Here is a 26,170-nt window from a genome sequence, read left to right on the forward strand (position 1 = left end):
AGAGATCCGCTCGACTTGCATGTATTAGGCACGCCGCCAGCGTTCGTCCTGAGCCAGGATCAAACTCTCCAAAAAGTGTTTGACTAGCTCTTGTTTAAAACTTTAGAATTAACGTTGGCACTTCGATTTGTTCAGTTTTCAAAGATCATTTCGTAAAAGTGAAGCTTTATTATAATACCATCAGGCGTTTATAATGTCAACAACTTTTTACTCGTTTTTTTCTTGCGGCCACTGCGTTTTTGCAGCAACGAATATTAATATACCACCCGTGAGGGAAGAGCGCAATAGTTTTTTTAAAAAAATAAAAACAGAGTCCGTTTTTTATACGGAACTCTGTTTTTCTCTCTTAGCGGTGTCTCATTTGCGGGAAAAGCAGTACATCTCGGATGGATGCAGAATTGGTGAGCAGCATTACAATTCGGTCAATCCCAATCCCAAGACCGCCTGTCGGCGGCATGCCATATTCAAGTGCCTCGATGAAATCCTCATCCATCATGTGGGCTTCATCATTCCCCTGCTCACGCTCTTTCAGCTGTGCTTCAAAGCGTTCTTTCTGATCAATCGGGTCATTGAGCTCAGTAAAAGCATTTGCATGCTCACGGGCTACAATAAACAGCTCGAATCGATCTGTAAAGCGCGGATCCTCATCGTTTTTCTTTGCAAGCGGTGAGATCTCTACAGGGTGACCATAGATAAACGTAGGCTGAATAAGAGTTTCCTCAACCTTTTGTTCAAAAAATTCATTTATGATGTGGCCGACTGTCATGTGCCCGGTCACTTCTACACCGTGCTCTTTTGCTGCAGCCTTCGCTTCATCAACGCTCATTTCCTTCCAGAAATCAACTCCGGTTGCTTCTTTAATGGCATCTACCATATGCAGCCTTGTCCATTCTGGTTCTAGGTCTACCTCATACTCTCCATATTGGATGGACGTTGTACCGAGCACTTCTTTCGCGATATGGGCAATCACATTCTCTGTAAGCTTCATGATGTCTTTGTAGTCTGCGTACGCTTCATACAGCTCTATCATGGTAAACTCCGGGTTATGGCGGGTCGAAATTCCTTCATTCCGGAATACACGGCCGATTTCGTAAACTTTTTCAAGGCCGCCGACAATCAGACGCTTTAAGTGAAGCTCAATCGCGATTCTCATATAAAGAGGCATGTCCAGTGCATTATGGTGTGTAACGAATGGACGTGCAGAGGCACCTCCCGGGATGGAATGCATAGTCGGCGTTTCCACTTCAAGGTAGCCGTGATCGTCCAGGTATCTCCGCATGGATTGAATAATCTTGCTGCGGGTAATAAACGTTTGCTTGCTCTCAGGGTTCATGATCAAATCGAGATAACGCTGGCGGTAGCGCTGCTCAATATCTTTCAGGCCATGGTATTTATCAGGAAGAGGGCGCAAAGACTTCGTGAGCAGTTCAAAAGAAGTTGCTTTTACAGAAAGCTCGCCCACTTTTGTCTTGAAGACCACACCTGTTACACCCACTAAGTCTCCAAGGTCAGCAGTTGTAAACAATTCATATTGATCTTCACCTACTGCATCCAGGCGGACATAAATCTGAATCTGCCCTTGCAGGTCCTGAATGTGCGCGAAGCCCGCTTTTCCTTTTCCGCGCTTCGTCATAATACGGCCGGCGATGGTTACGCGGTGTTCCGCTCCCTCGAGGTCTTCTTTTGAAACCTCTTCATACTCGGCTGTCAGCGAAGCTGACTGGTGTGTGGCTTCAAACCGTTTTCCGAAAGGATCCAGACCTTTTTCTCTCAATGTATGTAATTTCTCGCGTCTTACCTGCAGCTGGTCATTTAACTCTTCATGGTTCATTTCCTGTTCACTCACGAGCTTCTCATCTCCTGTTCCTTATTTGCTTGATTTTACAAATATAAAAGGGGGAACCGCTCCAAACGGGCCGGCTCCTTCTATCTATTAAACAGCTTCAGCGCTATTTTCCTGTTTTGCTTCCATTTCTTCTGTAAATTCATCGAGGAGGCTTACAAGCTCTTCTCTTGTATTGCATGTGTTGACTCCGCTGCGGACATTGGCGTTGCCCCGGATTCCTTTCAGGTACCATGCAGCATGCTTCCGCATTTCGCGCACTGCTACATACTCGCCTTTAAGATCAATAAGACGATCCAGGTGCAGTTTGCAGACGGTCATTTTTTCCCTAACGTCCGGTTCTTCGGAAAGTTCTCCGGTTTCAAGATACTTGACGGTACGGTAAATCATCCATGGGTTGCCCAGTGCGGCGCGTCCAATCATTACTCCATCTGCACCGGTCGTTTTAAGCATTCTTTCAGCATCCTGCGGAGTTTGAACGTCACCGTTGCCGATAACCGGGATGTTTACTGATTCTTTTACCTGCTTAATCATATCCCAATCAGCGTGGCCTTCGTACATTTGGACACGGGTGCGGCCATGCAGGGCGATGGCTTGTCCGCCTGCACGCTCGACCATTTGCGCATTTTCAACTGCGTAAATATGATCGCTGTCCCAGCCGGTTCTCATTTTTACGGTTACCGGTTTATCTACCGCATCCACAACCGCGGATACCATTTCATAGATTTTATTCGGATCAAGAAGCCACCTGGCTCCGGCATCACATTTTGTGATTTTCGGAACGGGACAGCCCATATTTATATCAATAATATCGGCAGTCGTGTTTTTATCTACAAATTTGGCCGCTTCCACCAGTGTATCCTTCTCTCCGCCAAAGATCTGCAGGCTAAGAGGTTTTTCTCGTTCATCAATGTACAGCATGCCCATCGTTCTTGCGTTATTGTAAAGGATGGCTTTATCGCTTACCATTTCTGCACATACAAGGCCGGCACCGAATTCTTTAACTGTCAGGCGGAAGGCCGCGTTGCACACACCTGCCATTGGTGCAAGCACGACTCTGTTTTTCATTTGGATGTCGCCTATTTTAAACAACTGGTTTTTTCTCCTTTCTTTTATTCTTTAGGTGATAATTCCTCTACTGTCACATGAAGCGCCGCTGCAATCTCCCTCACAAACTCATGACTGGGAACCCGGTTGCCGCGCTCAACCTCGCCCAGGACGGAAACCGATATACCAAGATCTTTTGCAAAGCCTTCCTGGGTGTAGCCCTTCAGCTTCCGGTAGGCCCTTATCCGCCTTCCCCACTTCTCAGCTTCCATAGTCTGACCCCTTCTTTGTCCGATAATTGATCTATGATGACCGAAACTTGCTTATCTGCCGTTATGCTGCTATCTGAAGAAAGTTCATATAAAGGAATTAAAACAAAAGCGCGGTCCATCATCCTTGGATGAGGAATTATTAACCGCTCTGTTTCAATATTTTCATGATTATACAATAAAATGTCAAGGTCTAAAGTACGCGGTCCCCAGTGGATTTCCCTTGTCCGTCCGAGCTTTTTCTCAATATGCTGGGTTTTATCAAGCAATTCTTCTGGCCCCAGGGTGGTGGAAATTTCCACTGCCATATTTAAAAAAGGATTCTGGTCTGTATATCCAACCGGGTCTGTTTCATAAACAGAGGACTGTTTTACTACATCTATTTCTTCTTCCCCGCTTAAAAGGCTAATCGCATTCTTAAGGTAGTACTCCCTGTCTCCCATGTTGGAACCTAAAGCGAGGTAGGCGGTTTTTTTCATCACCGGTGCCTTGTTATTTCTACAGCTGCATATTCATAATGGCCCGGAATGGGAGGATCGGGCTTTATAAGCTTCACTGTTACGGAATGAACTTCAGGAAAACCTTTTAGAATATCTGCCGCAATGGTTTCAGCAAGGGATTCGATCAATTTCTTAGGTTCCCCCTCAATCACTTCCCTGCAGATCTTATAAAGCTCTCCGTAATTCACCGTATGCTCCAGCTGGTCTGTTTCTCCAGCTTTTCTCAGGTCTCTTTCTACAGTAAGATCCGCCCTGAACCGCTGGCCCAGTTTGTTCTCTTCTGCAAAAACCCCGTGGTAGCCATAAAATTGCATCCCCGAAAGATAAATTTTATCCACCTGCACGCCCTCCTTTCCCGAGCATGGCATCCATCATTTTCGCCATTCGGGCGATTTCCTTCACATCATGAACCCTCACAATGCTGCAGCCCTTTTGAATTCCTAAGCATACAGTTGCCCCGGTTCCTTCCATTCTTTCTTCAGGCGGCAAATCTAAAACCTTCCCAATGAATGTTTTTCTTGATGTGCCGAGCAATACCGGATACCCGAGACTTGTAAAAGCATCGAGGTTATTCATAACCGTCATATTATCATGATAATCTTTGGCAAATCCGATCCCGGGATCAAGAATAATATTGGCATCCTTTACGCCCGCTTCTCTTGCAAGGCTGACGCTTTCCATCAAATCGGATACCATGTCCGGAATTAAATCACTGTATGTGCGTTCTTTCCGGTTATGCATCAGCACAATCGGGACATTGAACTCTGCCGCTGCCGCTGTCATATCCGGATCGGCCTTGCCCCCCCATATATCGTTCAATAGATGTGCTCCTGCTTTGAGGGCCTCACGTGCGACCGATGCTTTATACGTATCGATGGAAATCGGTGCATCAACTTCCTTCGAAATCCGTTCTATCACCGGAATGACCCGCTCAAGCTCAAGCTCAGCCGGAACGAAGTCTGCTCCCGGCCGGGTCGACTCTCCGCCTATATCAATGATGTCTGCTCCCTGCTCAACAAGCATTTGAGCTTGTAAAACAGCCCGGTCGAGGGAATTGTATTTTCCCCCATCAGAAAAGGAATCAGGGGTCACGTTCAAGATTCCCATAATCAGCGTTTTCTCTTTATTATTCAGGGTATAATCCCCGCAGCGTATCCCGTGCTGCCTGTCCATCGTTGGTAAACCCATAGCCCTCATCCTTTACAGCTCATCTTTGCTCCATAAAACGTGCCTTTGTTTTTTGTACTCTCTTTGTAGTCTCTGTGTGATGACACCATTCTTACCTGCAAAGTATTGGTTATTGATCCGGTTAAACGGCAGAATTTCCTGAATCGAGTTGGTCATGAATGCTTCATCTGCATCCAGAAGCGCCTCAAGCGGAAAAAATCCTTCTTCATACGGCAGGTTCAGCTTCCTGCAAAGTGAAAGGACAAACCTCCGGGTAATGCCGTCCAGTGCACCTGTATCAGCTGAAGGGGTAAAAAGCGCCCCATCCTTTACCCAAAATACGTTTGATACAATTCCTTCACAAACATGCCCGTCCCCGGTCAGAAAAATGCCTTCTGTATCCATCTGCCCCTTTAATTCTTTTTTCGCCAGAAAGTTGTTCATGTAATGGCTTGACTTCATACGGAAAAGTCCCTCCGGGGTGTTTCTCCGGAGACTGAGCACCTGCCCCTGTTTTTGATCAGCCGGGACAGCAATCGGCCTTAAAAAACAGGAGATAACGGGCTCATTATAAACCTGATCCGTAAAAGCCGGACCTCCGTCACCCGCAGAAACTGCCAGCCTGACTGCCGCATCTCCGCTTTCAATCTGATTGGCCTCAAGCAGTTCCTGAACCATCCGAACGACTTCCCCAATCGCTAGGTCTGTCTCTATACCCAGTTCTGAAAGAGAACGATGAAGCCTCGTTAAGTGATCTTTTACTAAAAAAGGATGGCCCCGATAGACACGAAACGTTTCAAACACACCAAGGCCATACATATATCCATGATCAAAGAGGGAAATGTTCGCCTCTTCTGCTTTTATCAATTTTGAATTGAGGAAGACCAGCACTATACGACGCTCTCCTCTGTTTTCTTATAGGTCTTTATAAAGTTACTCAGCAGATATTTGCCCGCTGAAGTCATGATGGACTCCGGATGGAATTGCACGCCCTCGATTGGCAGCTCTTTATGGCGGATTGCCATGATTTCATTTTGCGCAGTTCTGGCGGTTACAGCGAGACAATCGGGCAGGGTTTCATTTTTTACAATCAGGGAATGATAGCGCGTTGCCAAAAATGGCTGCTCAATTCCACTGAAAATCGTTTGGCCGTCATGCTCAATTTCGGAAACTTTACCATGCATCAGTCTCTCTGCCCGAACGACATCTCCTCCGAAAACCTGTGCAATGGATTGATGTCCAAGGCATACACCGAAGATGGGAATCTCCCCTGCAAATTCCCGGATCGCATCCATGCTGATCCCCGCTTCATCAGGGCTGCATGGGCCGGGGGAAATCATCAGAAACTCCGGTTTCATGTTCCTGATCTCCTCCAGGGTAATTTCGTCATTTCTTTTGACAATCAGCTCTTCGCCGAGTTCTCCAAGATACTGCACCAGGTTGTACGTAAAGGAATCATAGTTATCAATCATTAAAATCACTCTGCTCACCTCATCGTTTTATTTGCTCTGCTTCACTCTGCTCTGCCGCCGCTTTTAATACAGCGGCTGCTTTCTTCAGCGACTCTTTGTACTCATAGTCGGGATTGGAGTCAATAACAATTCCGGCACCTGCCTGAATATAGCCCGCCCCGTCTTTCGCAAAAAGAGTTCTGATAACTATATTCAACTCTAAATCGCCGTTAAAATCAATCCATCCGACAGAACCGGTATAAATTCCCCTTCTTTTTGGTTCCAGTTCCTCAATGATCTCCATCGTGCGGATTTTTGGGGCTCCGGTAATCGTCCCTCCCGGAAATACGGCCCGGACAACGTCTGACAGTTTTTTGCCGTCTTCCATTTCTCCCTGCACGTTGGAAACGATGTGCATGACATGGGAATATTTTTCGATGGCCATAAATTCATTGACCTCTACGGTTCCGTAGCGGCATACACGCCCCAGATCGTTTCTTTCCAGATCAACGAGCATGACATGTTCTGCCCTCTCTTTTTCATTATCAATAAGCTCCTGCACCAGTCTCTCATCTTCTTCTTCATTTTCGCCTCTGGATCTTGTTCCGGCGATCGGCCGCGTGCTTAACTTGGAACCGCTCTTTTTGATAAGCAGCTCCGGTGATGCAGAAGCGATCTGGAAGTCAGGGGTTTCAATATAGCTCATATAAGGAGAGGGGTTGATGGTTCTGAGCCGCTCATAAATTTCAATAGGATGATGGGCAAGGGGCACTCCCTGTCTGACAGATAAATTGACTTGAAACACATCTCCAGCCGCAATGTATTCCTTGATCCGTTCCACGGCTTTTTTAAATTCCCCGGTTTCAAAATGGCCTTTAGGTTTTAAAGGCTCGGGGGCCATACGGGCTGATTTTTTTGCCGGACTGAGCCAGCGTGATTTCAGCCTGGATAGCCTTTCTGCTGCGGCATCAGCTGATTGGTCCAAAACAATTATATACAGCTCGTCCTTCTGATGATCCAAAATCGCCAGCTCATGAAAAAGCATCCAGAAATAATCCGGAGTTTCCAAGTCATCCTCGCCCAATTCCGGCAGCTTTTCAAAATGGCGTACGGCATCGTAGCTGATAAAACCTATTGCTCCTCCTTGAAAATCAGGCAGCTCGGGGTTCTGTTCCGTCTCGATCCTGGCCATGTAGTCCTGAAGCCATTGCAGCGGGTCGTCAGATTGAAAGGTTTGCCGCTCTCCGCCCTGCAGCAGCTGTATTTCCGCTCCTTTTGAAGAAAGGACAGCAGCAGGAGCGATCCCTGCAATGGTGTAGCGTCCCCCGCGGCCGCTCTCAAGCAATGCATGATAAGGTTCATTCTCCGTAAGCCATTTATAAGAACCGAAAAAATCTGCCGGACCGGTGATTTTCAGGTGATGGGGATACATTTTCATAAGCACACACTCCTAAAAGGCATATACCGATATTTTACTTGATGTACATCGGTTTCTCTATATCCAACTATTACCCTGGGCAAAAATAAAAACAGTCCGGAGACTGTTTTTACGTTCTTTTATTCAAATTGATAAAGCGGTGTGCTCAAGTAGCGCTCTCCGTTGCTCGGAATGATGGCCAGAACTTTTTTCCCTTTACCGAGTTCTTTAGCGACTTTAAGAGCTGCATAGATGGCGGCCCCGGATGAGATTCCTCCGAGAATCCCCTCAGTGCGGGCTGCTTCACGCGCATATTTGAAAGCATCCTCATTTTGAACGCCGATCACTTCTTCATACATCTTTGTATCCAGGATATCAGGAACAAAGCCTGCCCCTATCCCCTGAATTTTATGCGGTCCCGGCTTTCCACCGGAGAGTACCGGTGAATCTGCAGGTTCTACAGCATAGATTTTAATGTCCGGGAAATGCTCTTTCAGCACCTGGCCTGCGCCTGTGATCGTCCCGCCAGTTCCGATCCCTGAAATAAAGGCATCCAGCCCGCCATCCATCTGGCGTACAATTTCAGGTCCTGTTGTTAAGCGGTGAACTTCCGGATTTGCTTCATTTTTAAACTGCTGCGGCATAAAGTAGCCGTGCTCTTTGGAAAGCTCCTCGGCTTTACGGATCGCTCCGCCCATCCCTTCAGCTCCCGGGGTCAGCACCAGTTCAGCACCGTAAGCCCGCAGAAGATTTCTGCGCTCCATGCTCATGGTTTCAGGCATAACAAGAATTGCCTTAATTCCCTTAGCGGCAGCTACCATTGCAAGGCCGATTCCGGTGTTTCCGCTTGTCGGTTCAATAATGGTATCTCCAGGTTTTAAGCTCCCGTTCTGTTCAGCGGCATTTATCATTGCAAGCGCAATCCGGTCTTTTACGCTGCTGCCCGGATTCATAAATTCAAGCTTCAGGTATACATCTGCATAATCGTCTTCCACCATTTTGTTCAATTTAACAATCGGTGTTTCCCCAATCAATTCATGTATGGAATTTGCTACACGCATTCTGAACGCACCTCTATTCCGAGTATTTTTATTGGTTTAATTAAAACTTACCAACCCAATTCGGAATTGTCAATCTTTTTGCCCGTAAAACCATTCCGCTTCTGCTTCCTTCCAAAGGGGACGGACTGTAACAGAGCCTTCCATCTGCTCCAGCGCAAGCTGACGTTTTATCTGATCCTTCACTTCATTGTATGAGTAGGTCCGGCCTTTTATTTTCTCTTCTAAAAAAAGGACGGCAAATCCATCCGCTGTTTGGACGGGGGTACGGCTGTAAGAACCTTTATCCAGCTTCGCTGCTGCTTCCAGGTAGGCTTCCGGAGCTCCGCTGCCTTTCGACACGAAGCCCAGTTCGCCCTGCTGGACGTCCGCTGATGCAAATTCCTCAGCCATCGTTTCAAAACTGGATCCTTCATCCAACTCTTTAATGATCTCTTCGGCCTGACTTTCACTTTTCACAGCAATGTGGGAGAGGTGGTAGGCAGCCTCAAAGGAATATTCATCCTTATGGGCATCGTAGTACTTCTGCACCTCATCCTCCGGAACGTTTACATCCCTCGTAAGGAGCTTTTCCAGCAGGATGCTGTAGCGGATCTGCTCGCGCCACTGCCGATCATTTTCTGCTGATTCACTTTCTGTAGTATTGGAGGAGAGCTTAAACATGGTCAGTTCACGATTGACGGTCTCTTCATCTGCTGTCACATTGTATTTCTCTGACAGTTCCTGGACAACCTGGCTGTTTACCATCTGCTCAAGAGTTTCCTTCCCATACCGCTCCTCAAGCATAGCGAGCCAGTCTTCACGTGTAATGTCTGTTCCTCCTACTTCTGCTACCGCTTCAGCAGATGAATCAGGTTCTTTCTTGGCGGTGAAAAAAATTACGGTGCCAATGTTCAGCAATAGGAGTCCTATGCATGTGAACAACAGGGCTCTCTTATTCATTTCTCCACTCCCGGCTGGCTGTTATTTTGATTCTGCTTTAAGTTCCTCAAGCTCTTCTTTTGAAAAAATGTAAATCTCATTGCAGAAGTGGCATTGAGCTTCAGCCTGTCCGTCCTCTTCAATCATTTCTTCAATTTCCTTTGCACCGAGGCTGATGATCGCAGACCCAAACCGCTCCTTAGAGCATTGACACTGGAAGGAAACCGGCATTTTTTCAAGGATCTTTACATTGCCTTCCCCAAGGATTGTATCGAGGATCTGCTCAGGGGACAGTCCTTTTTCAATCAGCTTGGAGATGGGTTCCATATTGGTGAGGCGCTCTTCTATGGCTGAGATCGTCTTCTCATCTGCCCCAGGAAGAAGCTGAACGATAAAACCGCCGGAAGCGAGAATGGTGTTATCCGGGTTAACCAGCACTCCCACACCTACTGAAGAAGGAATCTGTTCAGAAGAAACGAGGTAATAGGTGAAGTCCTCTCCCAGCTCTCCGGATACAATCGGAACCTGGCCGGTAAAATGCTCTCTCATGCCGAGATCCTTTACAATGGTAAGCATCCCCTGCGTTCCGACAGCGCGGGCGACATCGAGTTTACCGAATTTATTCAAATCAAAATGAGTCTGCGGATGGGTTACATATCCTCTGACTTCACCTTTTGCATTCGCATCTACAAGAATCGGGCCAAGCGGTCCGTTTCCTTCTATTTTGATCGTAAGCTTGTCTTTCCCCTTAAGCATCGTGCCGAGCATTAAGCCGGCCGTCAATGTACGCCCAAGTGCAGCTGATGCAGTCGGCCACGTTTGATGCCTTCTCTGTCCCTCACCAACCGTTTCAGTTGATTTAACAGCATAGGCACGGACCTGCCCTTCATATGCAAGTGCTTTTACTAGATAATCCATTCTTTCTTGCTCCCTTCGCGCTGATTCATATGTCAGCGATTGCGGTCATAAATTAGCTGCAGTCCTTTTAACGTTAAAAAGGGATCTACGATGTCAATAGCTTCTGATTCATTTGCAATCAGGGAAGCCAGCCCGCCCGTTCCAATGACCTTTGGACTCTGGCCGGTTTCTTCCTTCATTCTTCTTACAATTCCCTCAACCTGTCCAACGTAGCCGAACAAGATGCCGGACTGCATGGCACTGACCGTGTTTTTCCCGACAATGGCATCCGGTCTGGCAATTTCAATTCTTGGAAGCTTGGCAGCCCTAGAGTACAGGGCCTCTGTAGAAATATTTACACCTGGCGCAATCGCTCCGCCCATATATTGTTTATCCTCGTTAATATAGCAATAAGTAGTGGCTGTTCCAAAATCGACAATGATGAGCGGACTTCCATATAGATGAATGCCTGCTACTGCGTTGACGATCCTGTCTGCTCCGACCTCTCTTGGGTTTTCATATTTAATATTTAAGCCTGTTTTGATCCCTGGTCCGACAACCTGCGGCTTAAGATCGAAATAAGATTTACACATCCGTTCAAGCGAAAACATAATAGGAGGCACAACAGATGAAATAATAATGCCCTCAAAATCTTTAAAGGAAATGCCGACATGCTCAAACAGGGATTTGAACAGCATTCCAAATTCATCCTCTGTCTTGTTGCGGCTTGTTTCAATCCGCCAGTGGAATTTCAGTTCTTCCTCTTCGTACACACCTATAACTGTATTTGTATTTCCGACATCCAATACTAAAATCAACGATTTTCACCACTCTATTTAGGTTTCTATAAGGGATAATAAATTATTCCGCCCCCATCATATCATAAAACACCTGCAGACAGAGGGCAATGTGCTTTGACACGCAGGGCGGGACAGAAAAAAGCCGCATCTCTATGGATGCGGCTTTATACCGTTAGTCTTTTTTCAGGTTGTTTCCATCAATATCATCAGAAGGAACATCTTCCGTCTTGCGCTGAATATTGATTTTCACATCTGAGGTGCCTTCAGAATCATTGAGGTCCTCAATCCGTTCAGGGAGCTTGCCATTTTTAATCAGATGATCGATCTGTTTCGCATCCAGTGTTTCAACTTCAAGAAGTGTCTTGGCTACAAGCTCGAGCTTATCACGGTTCTCAGTGAGAATGGTCTTCGCTCTGTCATAGCTTGTTTTAATGAAGCTTTGGATTTCGATATCAATTTCATGGGCAATCGCGTCACTGTAATTCGGCTCATTGTTGATGTCACGGCCCAGGAATACCTGCCCCTGAGACTGTCCGAACTGCAGCGGACCAAGTTTATCGGACATTCCGAACTCCGTAACCATGCGGCGGGCAATGCCGGTCGCTCTCTGGAAGTCATTGGAGGCACCTGTGCTTACTTCTCCAAAGACAATTTCCTCTGCTACGCGTCCGCCGAGAAGTCCGGTAATTTTATCAAGAAGCTCAGGCTTCGTCATAAAATAGCGGTCTTCTTTTGGAAGCATAACCGCATATCCGCCTGCCTGGCCGCGCGGAACGATGGTAACCTTGTGCACCATTTCTGCCTCATCAAGAACATGGCCGATAATGGTATGTCCTGCTTCATGGTAGGCAACAATGTTCCGTTCTTTTTCAGAAATGACCCTGCTTTTCTTAGCAGGCCCGGCTATTACACGATCTGTTGCTTCATCGATATCAATCATATCGACTTTTTTCTTATTCGAGCGCGCTGCAACAAGTGCCGCCTCATTCAGGAGGTTCTCAAGATCTGCCCCGGAGAATCCAGGCGTTCTCATTGCGATGGCTTTCAGGTCGACTGAACTGTCAAGCGGCTTATTGCGGGAATGAACCTTAAGCACCGCTTCACGTCCCTTCACATCAGGACGGTCAACTGTAATCTGACGGTCAAAGCGTCCCGGACGAAGAAGAGCCGGGTCAAGGATATCTGCACGGTTTGTAGCTGCAACGATGATAATTCCTTCGTTCGCACTGAAACCGTCCATTTCTACAAGCAATTGGTTCAGCGTCTGTTCACGCTCATCATGGCCTCCGCCAAGACCTGCGCCGCGCTGGCGTCCAACTGCATCAATTTCATCAATAAAGATAATGCATGGTGCATTTTTCTTCGCATTTTCGAACAGGTCGCGCACACGTGATGCACCGACACCTACAAACATCTCAACAAAGTCAGAACCGCTTATGGAGAAAAACGGTACTCCGGCTTCACCGGCTACTGCTCTTGCAAGAAGGGTTTTACCGGTACCTGGAGGCCCTACAAGCAGAACACCTTTAGGGATTCTTGCACCAAGTTCGGAGAATTTGCGCGGATCTTTAAGGAAGTCAACTACCTCAACAAGCTCCTGCTTCTCTTCATCTGCTCCAGCAACATCCTTGAATCTGACCTTTTTCTTTTCTTCACTGTACAGCTTCGCTTTGCTTTTCCCGAAGTTCATGACACGGCCTCCGCCGCCCTGAGCCTGGTTAAGCAGGAAGAAGAACAGGATGAAGATGATGACAAAAGGAATGATGGATGTGAAAAATGTTACCCACCCGCTCGTTTCCTCAGCAGGCTGAAACTCGGTTTTGCTTGATTTTGCAGCTGCGGTAATCTGGTCAATCGACTCACTTGGAACGTGAGTTAAGAAGAATTGATCCTTCTCTCCGCCTTTAAGCTGTCCTTTTACCTCAAAAACGCCTCTGACCGGCTTCGCGGTAATCTGGCTCACTTGCCCCGCTTCCAGCTTCGAAACGAATTCAGTGTAAGTCAATGGTTCTGTTTTCGGATTTTGGCCGTTAAACGTACTGACAATTCCGATCACAACCAAAAATATGAGTAAATAAAAGATCGTATTCCGGAAGATCCGTTTCATTCCTTACCTCCTCCCACAGTAGGCACAACTAGTTTAAATAGTATCATAGAAAATCATGCCAATACAAACAATATGGCGCCATTTAATCAGGCCTTAGTCCTCAGTTGGCATCCTGATAGACACGAGGCTTCAGAACACCGATATACGGAAGATTTCGGTAGCGCTCAATGTAATCGAGGCCATAGCCTACAACAAAGGCGTCCGGCACTTCAAACCCGACGTAATCAGCCTGGATATCCGCTTTTCGGCCGCTCGGCTTATCCAGAAGGGTTACAATTTTAATGGATTTGGCTTTCCGATACCTGAATAATTCCACAAGATAGCTCAATGTTAAACCACTGTCGATAATATCTTCTATGATAAGGATGTCCCGGCCCTCGACAGATGTGTCAAGATCCTTGAGGATCTTAACCTCGCCGGAGGAAACCGTGGATGTGCCGTAGCTTGATACATCCATAAAATCCATCTCAAGGTATGTATCGATGTGCTTCAGAAGATCGGCCATGAACGGCAGTGCGCCTTTTAATACTCCGATCGCCAGCGGAAACGTGTCTTTGTATTCCTCAGTCAGCATGGTTCCCAGTTCTTTGACTTTCTTCTGTATTTCCTCTTCTGTCACTAAAATTTTCTCAATATCCTGTTTCATCATGCGTGTTTTGCCCCCTAGAAGATCCTTGTTGATGATATTGTATAAAAATGAACGGGCCGCTCCGGCCGTCATTTCCCTCCCGGTCTGACTTTACAAGCCCCGGAAGCCACAAAATCGTTCCGTTTGCGTCTTCGAGAACCGGCCACTGATTTCTGGCTTCAATTGCGATCTTCTTGTCAATAAATATATCTTTGACTTTTTTTGTGCCATTCATGCCTTTGACTTTCAGTTTGTCCCCATTTTTTCGGGAACGCACCGTCAGAGGCAGCAGGACGTGATCCGGCTTTATGAGAAGGCTGTTCTTTCCCGTTTCCTCATTCGGTCTCTCCAGTGCTGTTTCCGCCACAAGTTTTCCTCCATTCGGAAGAAAAGCTGTACCGGGCACAGGCAGTTCCAATTGGTAGGGAGCAGGCTCCTCATGTTCAAAAGTAAACAAGCATGACTGATAGGATTTCACTGCTTTTAAACCATCTGGAAGGTGAATGGTACCGGAAGGATGTGATTGGGAAAGCATAGATAGAACGCTTTCTGTATGTATGGATGATAATGAAGACGGAACATTTTTGTAAAGATAGTTTAATATTAGATGAATCCCTCTTCTTTGTAAAGGTAAAGGCAACCTTTTAAGCAGATCGATTCGGAGTTCTGCCCCGTGCTCCCTGCTTATCCATACTGTATTCATTTCCCTTTCCGTTAATTCCAGCAGCAGCTGTTCATCTTCAAGCAAATTTTCGCTGAAGGACTGGAATTTCTCATGGACAAGCGGATTTTCTTCTTTCAAAAAAGGAAGAATCCGTTTTCTGAAGCGGTTGCGGGTATAGCTTTCTTTTTCGTTGCTTGGATCGACCCTGGGCTCCAGACCGTTCTCATCGCAATAGGACAGCAATTCCTGTTTCGTCAACCCTAGCAGCGGACGGATTACGTAGCCGCCTGCAAAAGGCCGCTTCGGCTGGATTCCTGCCAGTGCTTTGCCTCTCGTCCCGCGGACGAGCCTCATCATGATGGTTTCGATCTGATCATCGCCATGATGTCCGAGCGCAAGCACATCCGCATCATGTTTTGCCATCATGTCTTCAAAGAACCCGTAACGGCATTCTCTTGCCCCCTCCTGAGCCCCCACCTTGTGCAAGGCTGCATAAGCAGCGGCATCCACACGGCAGCCTTCAAACTCAAGACCGTTCCTGCTGCAGAACCTTTGGACAAATTCCATTTCCTGAAGGGACTCAGCCCCTCTGAACATATGATCAACATGCAGGACAATGATCCTCAGTTTCCACTCTTCCCGGATGCTGAGGAGCATATGAAGGAGGGTCAGGGAATCAGGGCCGCCTGATACACCCGCCAAAACGACGGAAGAAGGCTCGAGCAGCCTGTGTTTTTTTATAAATGGAATAAAGGGTGCCACATCATTCCCTCATTTACTAAAAGAGATTAACCATAAGCTGAACATATCGTACCATTTTTGTCCGGCTCACTGCAAAATCCAGCCTTTCGTTCACAAAATCAACACTTTTAAGGCAGAAGGAAATGATAAATATAAAGGGCGTAGAGGATGAAGGCACCGCTGACCACGATGAAGGCATCCATCATGCTGCCTGACCGGCTGCTTTTCCGCTGTTTTACGGCTGCTGGTTTGCTGCGTTTTTTTGGCGCTGCCCCCGCAGATGAAGCTGCACGCTGCTGCCCTCCTGCACGCTGTCTTTCTGTTCTTTTCTCCCCGGCCGCTGCGATGCATTCAATAAGATCCTTCTTCATTTCTTCAGCAGAGCTGTATTTACCGGTCAGTGCATTTCTCCATACCTTTCTCTGGCCTGCCAGCAGCGGCACAGAGTCGATCTTATCAAAAAGGAGCTGCTGCGCATTTTCTCTTTTCGGGAAACGGCCTCCTGTACCGGCATTTAAGGCAATCATAGCTGCCGCGAAGAGATCATATTGCGGATCGGCCTTTCTCATCCCCATTCCCCAGTACCCCCGGTCAAAGAACTCCGTAAATTCTTTTATGGATCTGCCCATTCCGGTTGTGCCGCCCACATCCACAATGCGCACACCGACCGGCGCATCGGCAACGATCAGATTTTCAGGCTTCAGATCTCCAAAAGCCCATCCGGCTTTATGAAGCTCTGCAAGGCTCCCAAGAAGCTGAAGCATCAGGACCGGAATCCACTCTCTTCCTTTTGCCTTAATAAAATCCAGAAAAGGGAGCCCTTTTATGTATTCCATCACATAAAAGGAACGGATGGGGGACGCTTTGCCTTCCGTCCAATCATCCGTATCATACAAACGAGGCCCAAGGCTTTTCCCCTGGACCTTCGAAAAGTGCTTCAGCACATTCACCTCGGATGTAATGGACATGCTGTTGTCACTCAGTTTCAGGGCTTCAAGCCCTCTGCTGCTCTGGACAAGATAGACTGCTCCATTCGCTCCTTTGCCGAGAGATTTTAATACAGTATAGCGGTTTCCGTTCCACTTCCCTGTGATGACAGTACCCGGAAGAAGTTTATCGGCCCCCTTCATAACGATACTCCTCGTCGTCCAGCATGTCTCTTCTGCTCTTTTTCTTTTTGCTGAACAAGGCAGCTCCCTCACGGATTGCCGGACCGGTAGGAGTAAGCCCGCCTGCAGAAAGCTTGGAGAACATCGAGGAAATGGACCCCAGACGAGGTGTCCAGTCAATGACCATTTCCGCATCCGCACGTTTCCCAGGAAATACACAGACTGAGAATTCATTTTCGCCGATTCTGGAGTTCAGGCTGATGGAAAGATCCAAAAGCGCCTCTTTTACTGTAGGCAGCTTCGGGGTCATGCTGGCACTTGCATCCACAAGAATGACAAGCTCCAGCTGCATAGTTTCCCCGAGCTCATCCACCACTTCCAATACTTCCCCCCTTTTATCAGGCGGCAGTTCTTCCATCGAAACCTTTTTGCCGAGAATCTGCTGAAGTTCTTTATTGACCACTCCCTGAATGGTCTGAGTCATTGCTTTTCTTGTCACCATTTGAACGGTTTGCGACAAAGATTTTGTATAAACGGTCTGGCTGACTCCCCCTCCGGAAGCTGCAATGCTCTCGATCTCCCTCATTGCGTCCTCATCAACTGCTTTTTCATCTGCAATTCCAATCACATTCACTGTGATCCCTTGCTCGCTGGCTAACGCAGCCATTGCGGCCGGATCCTCTCCATGGTTGGAGCATCCGTCTGTAATGAGCAGGATCTGTTTCAATTTTCCTCGGTTCATTCCGTTCCCCTCCTAATGGCTCTGATATGTATCAGCCTTGCCACAGGAGACTGTTTCTCATACTATTAAATTTTTATTCCCTTAACCCGGGCAGGGTGCCTGGCCTGGACTAGCCTGAATGATTTCATGCCATTCTGATCAGATGGCCCGCTGAATCGCTATCCGGCAGGTTCCACTCCCCTTTATGAAACACTCTGTTCTTTCTTTTGAAAGTAGCGGCTTGCCGGAATGGCCGCCCATTTAGGAGTGTTGTGTTCAACTTTAGCTGCAATAATCGTCATATCGTCTTCTATTTTTCCAGATCGGGTCCTGATGACCTCTTCCATAATCAGATCCGCTACCTCTTGCGGATCATCTGTTTCGAGCTCTGAAATCTTTCTTTTCATCCATACATCATGATTTTCTACGTGCTTTGGCCCTTCAAATATCCCGTCACTCATCATAATAAGCAAATCCCCTGCTTTAAGCTGCTCACCCACTACATCCACTTCAAAATCATCGATGATCCCGATCGGCAGATTGCTCGCCTGTATTTTTATCACTTTATCCCCCCGTTTGATAAAGCTTGGCGTTGAGCCGATCTTTAAGAATTTGCACATGGCGTCCTGCAGATCTACAATAGCCAAATCAAGTGTAGAAAACACTTCATCTGTCGTTCTTAAGGAAAGGATGGAATTCACTGTTTTAATCGCTACCTTCTCATCAATTCCGGACTGCAGGATTTTTTCAAGGAGCTTAATGGTTTCGTTGCTTTCAAACTGTGCTCTTGACCCGTTGCCCATTCCGTCACTTATGGCGATCGCATGCTTGCCAACCCCCAGTTCAATCATTGAATAGCTGTCCCCCGATACAAGTCCTCCTCCTTTTGCTGCATGGGCTGCCCCGGTTTCCACTTTAAAACTTTTGGCTGAACCGAACGCCACGTGGCAAAAGCCGTTTGGATACAGGCCGCAATCCTCCTGCTTTACAATGACCTGTTCTTCCAATATATCTGAAAGCATTGGAGCAATGATTTTTTCACATTCGCCATGGCCCTGGCAAAATGGAATGGACATTTCCATGTCTACATTTCCCTGCTCCAAGCTGTATATTTCAACGTGGCCGATTTCTACTCCGAAATTCCGGAGTGCTTCCAGAATCTGTTCCTCAAGCAGGTAATGATTCTCCCTCTCCCTCCTGATTTCCCGGGAAAAGTCCTTCATTACTTTGGATACGCCAAGCAGCTGCTCTGCTACCAGCCTGCGGCTCTCCTGCACTTGCCGGTTCAGTTTCTGGCCCGCTTTAAATTCATTCAGCTCCTGTTCAATCGCGATCTCTACTGATGCAGCCTTTGAACAGTGGGAATGGAACTCTTTTTTGAGTTTCCGGTTCTGCGAGTACGTGTCCGCACCCGTTTCGTTGGTGACCTGCGTCATCAGATCATAGGTGGTTTGAAAGTTCTGGACCCAGCATTTTTCTTTCTTATAACAATGATGGCAAGTCTTTTCAGTGATCGTACTTAAGAATAAATCGGTTTCACGCGATGAATCGCTCTCGCTTCTTTCGTAAAATGCATTAAAGCTCTGGGATAAAGCCTCAAATACGCCGGAAAACTGATCCACCCGGTGGGCAGTTACATCTCTGATTCTTGTTGCGTACAGCTGCTGCTCCTGCGCATGTTCACTCGTCCCCGGAATATGCTTCGCAAGACTCGCAGTCACAGCTTTCGGAGTGAGGAAAAACAAGAGAATGGCTGCACCGGACTCCAGCAGGGTTGTCATGATCCCGGCAGTGCCTCCTCCATACATGGACAGCAGCACTGAACCAATGAGAAGGCCGGCCGCCGCCCCGATTTTCCTGCCTTCCTTAAGGAGGCCGCCGAGCAGGCCTGAAAAAGCAAGCAGACTCATCTGATAAAGATTCCCGACATTCGCCAGGCTTAAAATGAGGCCTGTCACTACTCCAACCGTGCATCCGATGCTTGAACCCCCGATAAAGGCGAACAGCAGGACGATGTACCGCGAAAAAACATGCTCCGCTTTGACTTCCATATATGCGACACCGGTCAGCCCGGTCATTATAGAGGCAATGAGAATCATCAGACAAATGATTTCTTCTGATTTCAGTGCCTGCTTATACCTTGGGCTCGCAATAAGAGGGATGCTTTGAAGGAAAATCAGTGTAAGGATAAAAGCCAGGCCTGCTTCCACCCCTGCCATCATGGCATCATACGATGTCACCTTGCCGTAAACGATCCAGGTAAAGGTGAGCCTTGTCGCTGCTGCAGCGAGCAGGATGATTGCCGGCAGTGTCCGTACCCGGTCCTTAAAAATAAATGCACCGGCCTTTTGCAGAAATAAGAAGAAGAGCAAATGGCAAGTAATGATGAGAAAGGTTTCGAGGGAGATCGTCAAGCCCCCTGCTGCGAGTGACAGAGCGCCGATCAGGGCCTTGTCCTTTTTCAGGAGGAACAGGACTCCGAAGAACGGAAGGGCAAATGGGAGAATCTCTGTCAGGATGACAGCCCGTCCAAGCAAAAACCCGATAAACATATAGATAACGCCTTTATGAAATAGTAAGGATTGAAAATGAGCACCCATTTTTCTTGCAGACCGCTGAATCGCATGCTGCGTTTTTTCTATTGCCTCTCCGGCTATTGGTTCCATTAATCTTCTTTCTGCTTTTTCCATTCACCCTACCTCCAAAATTGATTCATTGAGGTCATTATAGCGGACAGAATACAGGGATTTTGTCAAAACAACGGCTCCCCGGTTCAGAAGTGTTCGACGGTTTCAGCTCAGGCCTGAGGGAATCCACCAGCATTTCCAAAAGAAAAGCAAGATTGCTGGCATCATTTCGCCTAACGTGTAGAAACTGCTGAAAAGTTAATGGAATATCTTTTTATTTTTCTGGCTATAAGGTATTGAAATCCGGTCTGTGAAAACACAAAAAAAGCTTCCTGCAGATGAGGAAGCTTTTCAATAGAATGACCCGTACGGGATTCGAACCCGTGTTACCGCCGTGAAAGGGCGGTGTCTTAACCGCTTGACCAACGGGCCGTAAGAATAAATATATGGTAGCGGCGGAGGGGATCGAACCCCCGACCTCACGGGTATGAACCGTACGCTCTAGCCAGCTGAGCTACACCGCCATATAATGCCCGGTCTGCCAGGACCGTGCTGCTGCACTCCTTTCAGACAGGCTTGCTGTCCTATGAAGCACAAGTTCTATAATACAAAGGATTCCTTTCTCAGTCAAGTACTTTTTAATATTTTTTCAGAGTGGGAATGGATGCATCAACCTCCGCCAGCTGTGCATTGCAGACCGCACCGGAACGGCCATTAAAAACAAAAAACACCCCAGAGGAGTGTTTTTATCTATATGATCAGCAGCAAGTTAACCTCTTCTTGCTCCGCGTCCGCCACGTTTGGATTCTGTGTTTCTTTTAAGAGAAGATAAACGGTCTTCGCTGTCCTTCAGAAAACGGCTCATTTTTTGCTCGAAGTTTTCTTTCGGACGGAATTCTCCGCCTCTTCCTCCTCCTCCTCCACCACGGTGTGGACGGTCTTGACGCGGGCGGTCCTGGCGAGGTCGGTCAGGACGCTCAGGACGGTCAGGACGGTCGATGGCTTTCTTAATGGAAAGGCCAATTTTGCCGTCTTTTTCTACGTTGATGACTTTTACTTCCACCATATCGCCAACTTTAAGATGGTCATTAATGTCTTTCACGTAGTTATCGGCTACTTCACTAATGTGAACAAGACCTGTAGAACCTCCCGGAAGCTCTACAAAAGCTCCGAAATTCGTAATGCCAGTTACTTTACCTTGTAACTTGCTGCCAACTTCAATGGACATAAAAAAAATGCTCCTCCTTAAACTGATAAAAAAATCATCATTTCTTTAATTATACCTAATCAAAAATCATAGTGTCAATAAAGGCTACTTTTTGTCCGGAGAACTGAAAATAATTTCATTTTCCCCTGAAAGGAAGTAATCCCTGCGCGCAAGCTCTGCAATGTAATCATCATCATTCAGCTTGGTAATTTCTTCTTCCAGCAGGTTTTGCTCTTTTTTCAGCACCTGCAGCTCTTCTTTAAGCTTGTCCTTTTGCTCGGACTGCTCTGCAAGAGACACGGTCTGATCGATCAATCCCGCTGCTATAAAGACCACGGCAATCAGAGCAGCTGCTCCAAATACGGCAAGACGGCGGTAAAGGCCTCTCTTCCTTCGTTTAAGGATCTGGTCGTTGCGTTCCTGCTGCTGCATATATTGAGACTGAAGCTGAGTCACTTTACGGCTTCTTTCAGCTGACATTAATGTCCCCCTCACTTTCCAGTGATTCGTTTTATCCGGTTCCATGTATTCAACAATAAATTCTTGGCCTTTCCTGCAAATCCTTCTGCTTTTACGAAAATCTTTGAAATGAATTTCTTTAAAAACGCCGGAAGCAGCTTCCACAAAAGTCTTAAGGCCCATTTAACAGGTGATAATACGATTTTAACGGCTCCCCATAAAAAAAGAAACGTCCATTTTGAGATTTTCCAAAAAAGATTCAGCAAGCCGGCTGCAATCAGAAAAACGAGACGGAAAACAGCTTTTACCGGCTTAATCAGAACAAAGTTGCCAATTCCGGCCAAAACCTTTGCAATCAGCATGACCGTGCGGATGAAGAAATTAAGCGCCGCCATATAGATTCCCTTAAGAAGACCCTGATACGCAGCAAAACCGCAAAGAATCGCTAAAAACATATATACCCGCAATTCCCCTTCATTAACAAGGAGCAGCACATAAAAAAAGAGAATGCTTTGGAGCAGCCAAAACACGATGTCATGAAAGAATACGATCCATCCCGCTCTTTTTGAGCGGACTAAAAATCTTCTGTACGTATCAAGGGCCGCTCCAAGCCATGCTCCCATTCCCGCCATGGCAAACATGGTATAAAATTGAACGGTCAAACTCATTTAAACAGCTTGCTAAAGAATCCTTTAGCTTTCTCCGAATGCTGTTCATCCAAGTAGACAATATCCAGGATGCGGCCTTTGATCGTAACTACGCCCCGGTCGACATCCAGGTTTTGCATTTGCAGGTTTTCACCTCTGATTGCCAGTGCACCCATTACCGTATCGAGCAGGAATTCTTCATTATCAAAGCTTTCTACTTCCTTGACACCTGTAATATCCAGAAGTTTTCTGCCTTTCATAATCAAATCGTGGTCTTCCTGCTTAGCCTGCGGCTGATTTTGCTGGTAGTAATTCATCCCCATTCCCCCGCTTTGCGTCGTTATAGTAATAGGTATGAAACGAAGGGGGGAAAAAGAACAAGCTCTGCAGTCTTACAGACTTTCACCGAGCTTTTCTTCTTTTATAATGGTATACATTTCAGCGGCTGCTTCTTTTTTTACTGTTTCTTTAAGATGGTCAACCCGTACAGTCACTCTTTTCTGGCCAAAACGGATAATCATCTCATCGCCTTCTTTAACAACAGTGCTTGCTTTTGCGGCTGTACCGTTTATTTCAATCCTGCCCTGATCCGCAACTTCCTTTGCAAGTGTTCTTCTCTTAATCAGCCGGGACACCTTCAAAAACTTATCAAGTCTCATGGCAAAAACCCCTTCTCTATTCTAAATTTTTCGCTTCATCCCAATAGCGGTCCATCTGCTCAAGCGACAGTTTTTCAAGATCTTGACTGTTCTCCCTGGCTTTCTTTTCTATATATTGGAATCTGGTCTTGAATTTAAGATTGGTGGCAGACAGTGCTTCCTCAGGCTCGATCTTCAGGAAACGGCCGACGTTCACCAGAGCAAACAGCAGATCCCCAAATTCTTTCAGGAGCTCCCTGTTCTCTTCGGAAGGACGGTCCTTCAGCTCCTCCTCAAACTCGAGCAGCTCCTCTTTCACCTTTTCCCACGCATCCTCCGCGTGATCCCAGTCAAAACCGGCCTTTGCTGCCTTTCTTTGAAGCTGATAGGCTTTGGAAAGCGCGGGCAGTGCACCCGGGATCGAATCAAGGCGGGATTCATGGACAGCTTTCCCCTCTTGTTTCTTAATCTCCTCCCAGTTTACAAGCACCTCTTCCGCCGTCTCTGCTTCTGTGTCGCCGAAGACATGAGGATGACGCCGGACCATTTTCTCAGCAACGGTGCGGATGACCTCATCCATGGAAAACAGCCCTTCATCCTCTCCAATCTGGGCCTGCAGAACGACTTGGAGCAGGACATCCCCCATCTCCTCCACCATATGGTCAATGTCTCCGGCCTCAATGGCATCCAACAGCTCATAGCACTCTTCAATCAAATATTTCTTTAGAGAGTGGAAGGTTTGCTTTTGATCCCAGGGACATCCGCCCGGACCTCTTAAAGCGGCAACAATTCCTCTGAATTCATCAAACTGATGATACAGGAGCTGTTCTTCCCGGACGGGCGGGATATACAGACTGGTTAGATTTGATATAGCTGACAAACGGTCAAGCTCAAACAGAGGGACCTTTGTAATTTCCTCTCTTTTGCTTCCTGCTGCAGTGACAATATACACCTCATAATCATACGGGAGGTCCTCCATCAAAGTCAGCTTCACCTCAGAGGCCACCATTTGATCGTAAACCTGGCACAGGATGATATGGTGGTGAAATTGCAGATCCCCTTTTTTGACTGTACCTGCATCAGCCATTTGAAACCCATCGATTGGATCGATATTCAACGCGGCAAACGTCGCATCGAGAAAGCTCTGTCCCCCTGCGACACTTACCCGGAACGTTTCTTTTTTTGACTCTTCCAAAAGAATCTGCACTGTTTTTTCCGCAACCATCGGGTGGCCGGGGACAGCGTATACGACATCCCCGCTCTTCGATTTACTTATAAGCAGGGAGGCAATCTCTTCATAGACCTCTCCAAACCCGGAATGCTTCACATAAATTTCATCGAAAGAACCGGTAATGTCCAGCTCCTCCTTAAGCTCTTCCAAAACAGGATGATCCATCGTCCTTACATAGAGGCGGCCCGGATCCTTAAGGAGACGGTAGATCCCCATTGGCAGCTGATGAATGTCTCCGGCCCCGAGGCCGGCTATATGAATTGTATTCATTTTTTACCTCCCCTTTTTTTATGAGACCATAACCGGATTTTTGTACCGAACGGAACGATATCTAATTCCTCATTGCTGAAAACGTTCAGCTTGATGACGGAATACAGGTAAACTGCCCCTCCGGCAGCAACAGCTGTCAGTGCTTCAATGGAAGCAAGGGCTCTGTTCCTCCCAAAAATCCACTCAAAGCCCGCCATATACCCTCGTAAAACCGCAAGCATCAAGATCGCGGAAAGACCGATCTTAACAATGCTCCGGTAGTCGTTCAGCTTGTACTGCTTTTTCCGGAGGAAATAAATGTTCAGTATAGCAACAACAAAGAATGCAGCAACTGAAGCAACAGCTGCCCCGTCCGCTTCATATTTCGGTATGAGAGCAAGATTTAGCACAATTTTAATCACAACACCTGCAATAACAGAAATAGCCGGATAAATCGTCTGGTTGAGCCCCTGTAAAATGGCTGCAATGGTCATAGACAGAGAGGTAAACAAAATGGACAAACTCAAAATTCCGAGAATTTCAGATCCATAATTGTTCCGGAACAGCATAATGTTCGTCTCTTCCACGATGCCAATCAGACCGACCGTCGCCCCTGCACCTACTGCAAGGCACACTTTTATGGACAGGTTGATTTTATCTCTGATAAACTTTTCATCATTCCTGCGTTTCGCGCTCGAAATAAGCGGAACGAGCGACAGCGATAACGAGGTGGCAACAACGGTTCCGAGCTGAATTAACGGCTGACCCCGGTCATAGATTCCTTTAAGGGTTTTGGCAGCAGTCGGATCCATCCCTTTGTTGATCAGCATTGAAAAAAGCTGAAGGGCATCCACAAGCTGGATCAAAATCAGCAGCAGGCTGCTCACACAAATCGTAAACGTAAAAAGCAGAAGATCCTTAACAAGATCCCGTATCCGGATCTGCGAGGGCTGGGAAGGTCCGGCCAATTCTACACGGTCACGGCGGTACCAGTAAATCACCAAAACAACTAGAGCCGCTGCACTCCCAGTCAGCGAGCCGATCAAGGCCCCCTCCCCCGCTTTATAAAGCGAGCTCCCTGATTTCAATAAAATATAGGCAAGACCAATAATGGTAATCACACGAAAAGCCTGTTCCACCACTTGGGAAAGTGCAGTCGGAAACATATGATGCATTCCCTGGAAATATCCCCTGAGCACAGACACGAACGGAACAAGCAAAAAAGAAAAAGAAATAATTTCAATTAGCGGCTGCAGATGCATATCACCCATAATTCCGGCAATCCACCCTGCACCTGTATACAAAAGTGTAAAAGAAAGCAGGCCGGTTAAAACAAGAAACACACTGCTCACCCGCCAGATCCTGCGCAAATCCGCAGGGTTATGCCCCTCACCGTATTCCGCAAAAAGCTTCGAAACAATGACAGGAAATCCAGAGGTAGCAAGCATAATGGCAATCCCGTAAAACGGATAAACCTGCTGATATATGTAAAATCCAATATCCCCGACAATGTTCTGATAAGGCACGCGATAAGCCGCGCTCATAATTTTCGTCAGCAAGCCGGCAATCGTCAAAACGATCGCCCCCTGAAAAATCACACTCTTTCTAGACGGCACTGCCATCCTCATTCTCCTTCCAAACAAACTAACGAGGTTATTATATCACATGAAATGCGGAGGGCGCTTGCTTAGCTCTGAAGGACGGTGGAGGTCTCGACCGAGGGGCGCTTTTTGCCCCAACCGAGAGACCGAAGCGGCCGAAGAGCTAGCGCC

At 47.0% G+C, this 26,170-nt stretch carries 26 protein-coding genes, 2 tRNA genes and 1 rRNA gene; all 29 read right to left on the minus strand.

Going from position 1 to position 26,170, the window contains the following annotated elements; genetic code table 11:
- Positions 1-75 (minus strand): 16S ribosomal RNA (locus GKZ89_RS17630); the annotation flags it as partial.
- 271 nt (positions 76-346) lie between these two features.
- Complete coding sequence (gene lysS / locus GKZ89_RS17635) at positions 347-1,846, minus strand: lysine--tRNA ligase (protein WP_162357060.1); 1,500 nt, start codon at positions 1,844-1,846, stop codon at positions 347-349.
- Positions 1,847-1,933: 87 nt separating this feature from the next.
- Positions 1,934-2,935, minus strand: a complete 1,002-nt coding sequence (gene dusB / locus GKZ89_RS17640; protein ID WP_155113725.1) for a tRNA dihydrouridine synthase DusB — start codon at positions 2,933-2,935, stop codon at positions 1,934-1,936.
- A gap of 20 nt (positions 2,936-2,955) precedes the next feature.
- A complete protein-coding gene (locus tag GKZ89_RS17645) occupies positions 2,956-3,162 on the minus strand; it encodes a helix-turn-helix domain-containing protein (protein ID WP_155113726.1) in 207 nt (68 codons plus the stop codon).
- Positions 3,132-3,638: a 2-amino-4-hydroxy-6-hydroxymethyldihydropteridine diphosphokinase gene (gene folK, locus GKZ89_RS17650; protein WP_155113727.1), complete on the minus strand. Its 507-nt coding sequence runs from the start codon at positions 3,636-3,638 to the stop codon at positions 3,132-3,134. Before folK ends, GKZ89_RS17645 begins: the two co-directional genes overlap by 31 nt.
- On the minus strand, positions 3,638-3,997 hold the full coding sequence (gene folB, locus GKZ89_RS17655) for a dihydroneopterin aldolase (RefSeq protein WP_162357062.1): 360 nt from the start codon (positions 3,995-3,997) through the stop codon (positions 3,638-3,640). Before folB ends, folK begins: the two co-directional genes overlap by 1 nt.
- Positions 3,990-4,847, minus strand: a complete 858-nt coding sequence (gene folP, locus GKZ89_RS17660) for a dihydropteroate synthase (protein ID WP_155113729.1) — start codon at positions 4,845-4,847, stop codon at positions 3,990-3,992. The genes folB and folP overlap by 8 nt, the downstream gene beginning before the upstream one ends.
- Before the next feature lie 12 nt (positions 4,848-4,859).
- Positions 4,860-5,717: an aminodeoxychorismate lyase gene (pabC, locus tag GKZ89_RS17665; RefSeq protein WP_162357064.1), complete on the minus strand. Its 858-nt coding sequence runs from the start codon at positions 5,715-5,717 to the stop codon at positions 4,860-4,862.
- Positions 5,717-6,307, minus strand: a complete 591-nt coding sequence (gene pabA / locus GKZ89_RS17670; RefSeq protein ID WP_162357067.1) for an aminodeoxychorismate/anthranilate synthase component II — start codon at positions 6,305-6,307, stop codon at positions 5,717-5,719. Before pabA ends, pabC begins: the two co-directional genes overlap by 1 nt.
- A gap of 10 nt (positions 6,308-6,317) precedes the next feature.
- Positions 6,318-7,715, minus strand: coding sequence for an aminodeoxychorismate synthase, component I (gene pabB / locus GKZ89_RS17675; protein WP_155113730.1), 1,398 nt, complete (start codon positions 7,713-7,715; stop codon positions 6,318-6,320).
- Between the two features lie 119 nt (positions 7,716-7,834).
- Positions 7,835-8,755 carry a cysteine synthase A gene (gene cysK / locus GKZ89_RS17680; protein ID WP_155113731.1) on the minus strand — a complete coding sequence of 307 codons (921 nt, stop codon included), beginning with the start codon at positions 8,753-8,755 and terminating at the stop codon, positions 7,835-7,837.
- 69 nt (positions 8,756-8,824) lie between these two features.
- Positions 8,825-9,694 (minus strand): peptidyl-prolyl cis-trans isomerase, encoded by an 870-nt coding sequence (locus GKZ89_RS17685; RefSeq protein WP_155113732.1) that lies wholly within the window; start codon positions 9,692-9,694, stop codon positions 8,825-8,827.
- A 21-nt stretch (positions 9,695-9,715) separates the two neighbouring features.
- Entirely contained in the window at positions 9,716-10,591 is an 876-nt protein-coding gene (gene hslO / locus GKZ89_RS17690) for an Hsp33 family molecular chaperone HslO (protein ID WP_155113733.1), read from the minus strand.
- A 32-nt stretch (positions 10,592-10,623) separates the two neighbouring features.
- Complete coding sequence (locus tag GKZ89_RS17695; protein WP_155113734.1) at positions 10,624-11,388, minus strand: type III pantothenate kinase; 765 nt, start codon at positions 11,386-11,388, stop codon at positions 10,624-10,626.
- 154 nt (positions 11,389-11,542) lie between these two features.
- On the minus strand, positions 11,543-13,477 hold the full coding sequence (ftsH, locus tag GKZ89_RS17700; protein WP_155113735.1) for an ATP-dependent zinc metalloprotease FtsH: 1,935 nt from the start codon (positions 13,475-13,477) through the stop codon (positions 11,543-11,545).
- A 100-nt stretch (positions 13,478-13,577) separates the two neighbouring features.
- Positions 13,578-14,126, minus strand: coding sequence for a hypoxanthine phosphoribosyltransferase (gene hpt / locus GKZ89_RS17705; protein WP_155113736.1), 549 nt, complete (start codon positions 14,124-14,126; stop codon positions 13,578-13,580).
- On the minus strand, positions 14,107-15,531 hold the full coding sequence (gene tilS / locus GKZ89_RS17710; protein ID WP_338324946.1) for a tRNA lysidine(34) synthetase TilS: 1,425 nt from the start codon (positions 15,529-15,531) through the stop codon (positions 14,107-14,109). Before tilS ends, hpt begins: the two co-directional genes overlap by 20 nt.
- A gap of 107 nt (positions 15,532-15,638) precedes the next feature.
- Positions 15,639-16,640, minus strand: a complete 1,002-nt coding sequence (locus tag GKZ89_RS17715; protein ID WP_155113737.1) for a protein kinase domain-containing protein — start codon at positions 16,638-16,640, stop codon at positions 15,639-15,641.
- Positions 16,624-17,361 carry a VWA domain-containing protein gene (locus GKZ89_RS17720; protein WP_155113738.1) on the minus strand — a complete coding sequence of 246 codons (738 nt, stop codon included), beginning with the start codon at positions 17,359-17,361 and terminating at the stop codon, positions 16,624-16,626. Before GKZ89_RS17720 ends, GKZ89_RS17715 begins: the two co-directional genes overlap by 17 nt.
- Before the next feature lie 182 nt (positions 17,362-17,543).
- The gene (spoIIE, locus tag GKZ89_RS17725) at positions 17,544-20,030 is read right to left on the minus strand and encodes a stage II sporulation protein E (RefSeq protein ID WP_155113739.1); all 2,487 of its coding nucleotides are present in this window, start codon (positions 20,028-20,030) and stop codon (positions 17,544-17,546) included.
- 297 nt (positions 20,031-20,327) lie between these two features.
- Positions 20,328-20,399 (minus strand) — tRNA-Glu (locus GKZ89_RS17730).
- A gap of 15 nt (positions 20,400-20,414) precedes the next feature.
- Positions 20,415-20,491: transfer RNA gene (locus tag GKZ89_RS17735), tRNA-Met, on the minus strand.
- A gap of 245 nt (positions 20,492-20,736) precedes the next feature.
- Positions 20,737-21,195 carry a S1 domain-containing RNA-binding protein gene (locus GKZ89_RS17740; protein ID WP_155113740.1) on the minus strand — a complete coding sequence of 153 codons (459 nt, stop codon included), beginning with the start codon at positions 21,193-21,195 and terminating at the stop codon, positions 20,737-20,739.
- A gap of 84 nt (positions 21,196-21,279) precedes the next feature.
- Positions 21,280-21,654, minus strand: coding sequence for an FtsB family cell division protein (locus GKZ89_RS17745; protein ID WP_155113741.1), 375 nt, complete (start codon positions 21,652-21,654; stop codon positions 21,280-21,282).
- Between the two features lie 11 nt (positions 21,655-21,665).
- Positions 21,666-22,301, minus strand: a complete 636-nt coding sequence (gene yabQ / locus GKZ89_RS17750; RefSeq protein ID WP_155113742.1) for a spore cortex biosynthesis protein YabQ — start codon at positions 22,299-22,301, stop codon at positions 21,666-21,668.
- Entirely contained in the window at positions 22,298-22,597 is a 300-nt protein-coding gene (gene yabP / locus GKZ89_RS17755) for a sporulation protein YabP (protein ID WP_155113743.1), read from the minus strand. The genes yabQ and yabP overlap by 4 nt, the downstream gene beginning before the upstream one ends.
- Positions 22,598-22,672: 75 nt before the next feature.
- Positions 22,673-22,939 carry an RNA-binding S4 domain-containing protein gene (locus GKZ89_RS17760; RefSeq protein ID WP_155113744.1) on the minus strand — a complete coding sequence of 89 codons (267 nt, stop codon included), beginning with the start codon at positions 22,937-22,939 and terminating at the stop codon, positions 22,673-22,675.
- A gap of 16 nt (positions 22,940-22,955) precedes the next feature.
- Positions 22,956-24,419, minus strand: a complete 1,464-nt coding sequence (gene yabN, locus GKZ89_RS17765; RefSeq protein ID WP_155113745.1) for a bifunctional methyltransferase/pyrophosphohydrolase YabN — start codon at positions 24,417-24,419, stop codon at positions 22,956-22,958.
- Positions 24,416-26,020 carry a putative polysaccharide biosynthesis protein gene (locus GKZ89_RS17770; RefSeq protein WP_241680314.1) on the minus strand — a complete coding sequence of 535 codons (1,605 nt, stop codon included), beginning with the start codon at positions 26,018-26,020 and terminating at the stop codon, positions 24,416-24,418. Before GKZ89_RS17770 ends, yabN begins: the two co-directional genes overlap by 4 nt.
- Between the last annotated feature and the right edge of the window lie 150 nt (positions 26,021-26,170).

The sequence above is a fragment of the Metabacillus mangrovi genome, assembly GCF_009711125.1.
In the GTDB taxonomy this organism is placed as follows: Bacteria; Bacillota; Bacilli; order Bacillales; family Bacillaceae; genus Metabacillus_B; species Metabacillus_B mangrovi.

Excerpts from the sequence above, each read along its gene's own strand:
- GKZ89_RS17645 (WP_155113726.1), bottom strand. The coding sequence starts at position 3,162 with ATGGAAGCTGAGAAGTGGGGAAGGCGGATAAGGGCCTACCGGAAGCTG.
- folK (WP_155113727.1), bottom strand. The coding sequence starts at position 3,638 with ATGAAAAAAACCGCCTACCTCGCTTTAGGTTCCAACATGGGAGACAGG.
- folP (WP_155113729.1), bottom strand. The coding sequence starts at position 4,847 with ATGGGTTTACCAACGATGGACAGGCAGCACGGGATACGCTGCGGGGAT.
- pabB (WP_155113730.1), bottom strand. The coding sequence starts at position 7,715 with ATGAAAATGTATCCCCATCACCTGAAAATCACCGGTCCGGCAGATTTT.
- cysK (WP_155113731.1), bottom strand. The coding sequence starts at position 8,755 with ATGCGTGTAGCAAATTCCATACATGAATTGATTGGGGAAACACCGATT.
- GKZ89_RS17685 (WP_155113732.1), bottom strand. The coding sequence starts at position 9,694 with ATGAATAAGAGAGCCCTGTTGTTCACATGCATAGGACTCCTATTGCTG.
- hslO (WP_155113733.1), bottom strand. The coding sequence starts at position 10,591 with ATGGATTATCTAGTAAAAGCACTTGCATATGAAGGGCAGGTCCGTGCC.
- ftsH (WP_155113735.1), bottom strand. The coding sequence starts at position 13,477 with ATGAAACGGATCTTCCGGAATACGATCTTTTATTTACTCATATTTTTG.
- hpt (WP_155113736.1), bottom strand. The coding sequence starts at position 14,126 with ATGATGAAACAGGATATTGAGAAAATTTTAGTGACAGAAGAGGAAATA.
- GKZ89_RS17715 (WP_155113737.1), bottom strand. The coding sequence starts at position 16,640 with ATGAAGGGGGCCGATAAACTTCTTCCGGGTACTGTCATCACAGGGAAG.
- GKZ89_RS17720 (WP_155113738.1), bottom strand. The coding sequence starts at position 17,361 with ATGAACCGAGGAAAATTGAAACAGATCCTGCTCATTACAGACGGATGC.
- spoIIE (WP_155113739.1), bottom strand. The coding sequence starts at position 20,030 with ATGGAAAAAGCAGAAAGAAGATTAATGGAACCAATAGCCGGAGAGGCA.
- GKZ89_RS17740 (WP_155113740.1), bottom strand. The coding sequence starts at position 21,195 with ATGTCCATTGAAGTTGGCAGCAAGTTACAAGGTAAAGTAACTGGCATT.
- GKZ89_RS17745 (WP_155113741.1), bottom strand. The coding sequence starts at position 21,654 with ATGTCAGCTGAAAGAAGCCGTAAAGTGACTCAGCTTCAGTCTCAATAT.
- yabQ (WP_155113742.1), bottom strand. The coding sequence starts at position 22,301 with ATGAGTTTGACCGTTCAATTTTATACCATGTTTGCCATGGCGGGAATG.
- yabP (WP_155113743.1), bottom strand. The coding sequence starts at position 22,597 with ATGAATTACTACCAGCAAAATCAGCCGCAGGCTAAGCAGGAAGACCAC.
- GKZ89_RS17760 (WP_155113744.1), bottom strand. The coding sequence starts at position 22,939 with ATGAGACTTGATAAGTTTTTGAAGGTGTCCCGGCTGATTAAGAGAAGA.
- yabN (WP_155113745.1), bottom strand. The coding sequence starts at position 24,419 with ATGAATACAATTCATATAGCCGGCCTCGGGGCCGGAGACATTCATCAG.
- GKZ89_RS17770 (WP_241680314.1), bottom strand. The coding sequence starts at position 26,020 with ATGGCAGTGCCGTCTAGAAAGAGTGTGATTTTTCAGGGGGCGATCGTT.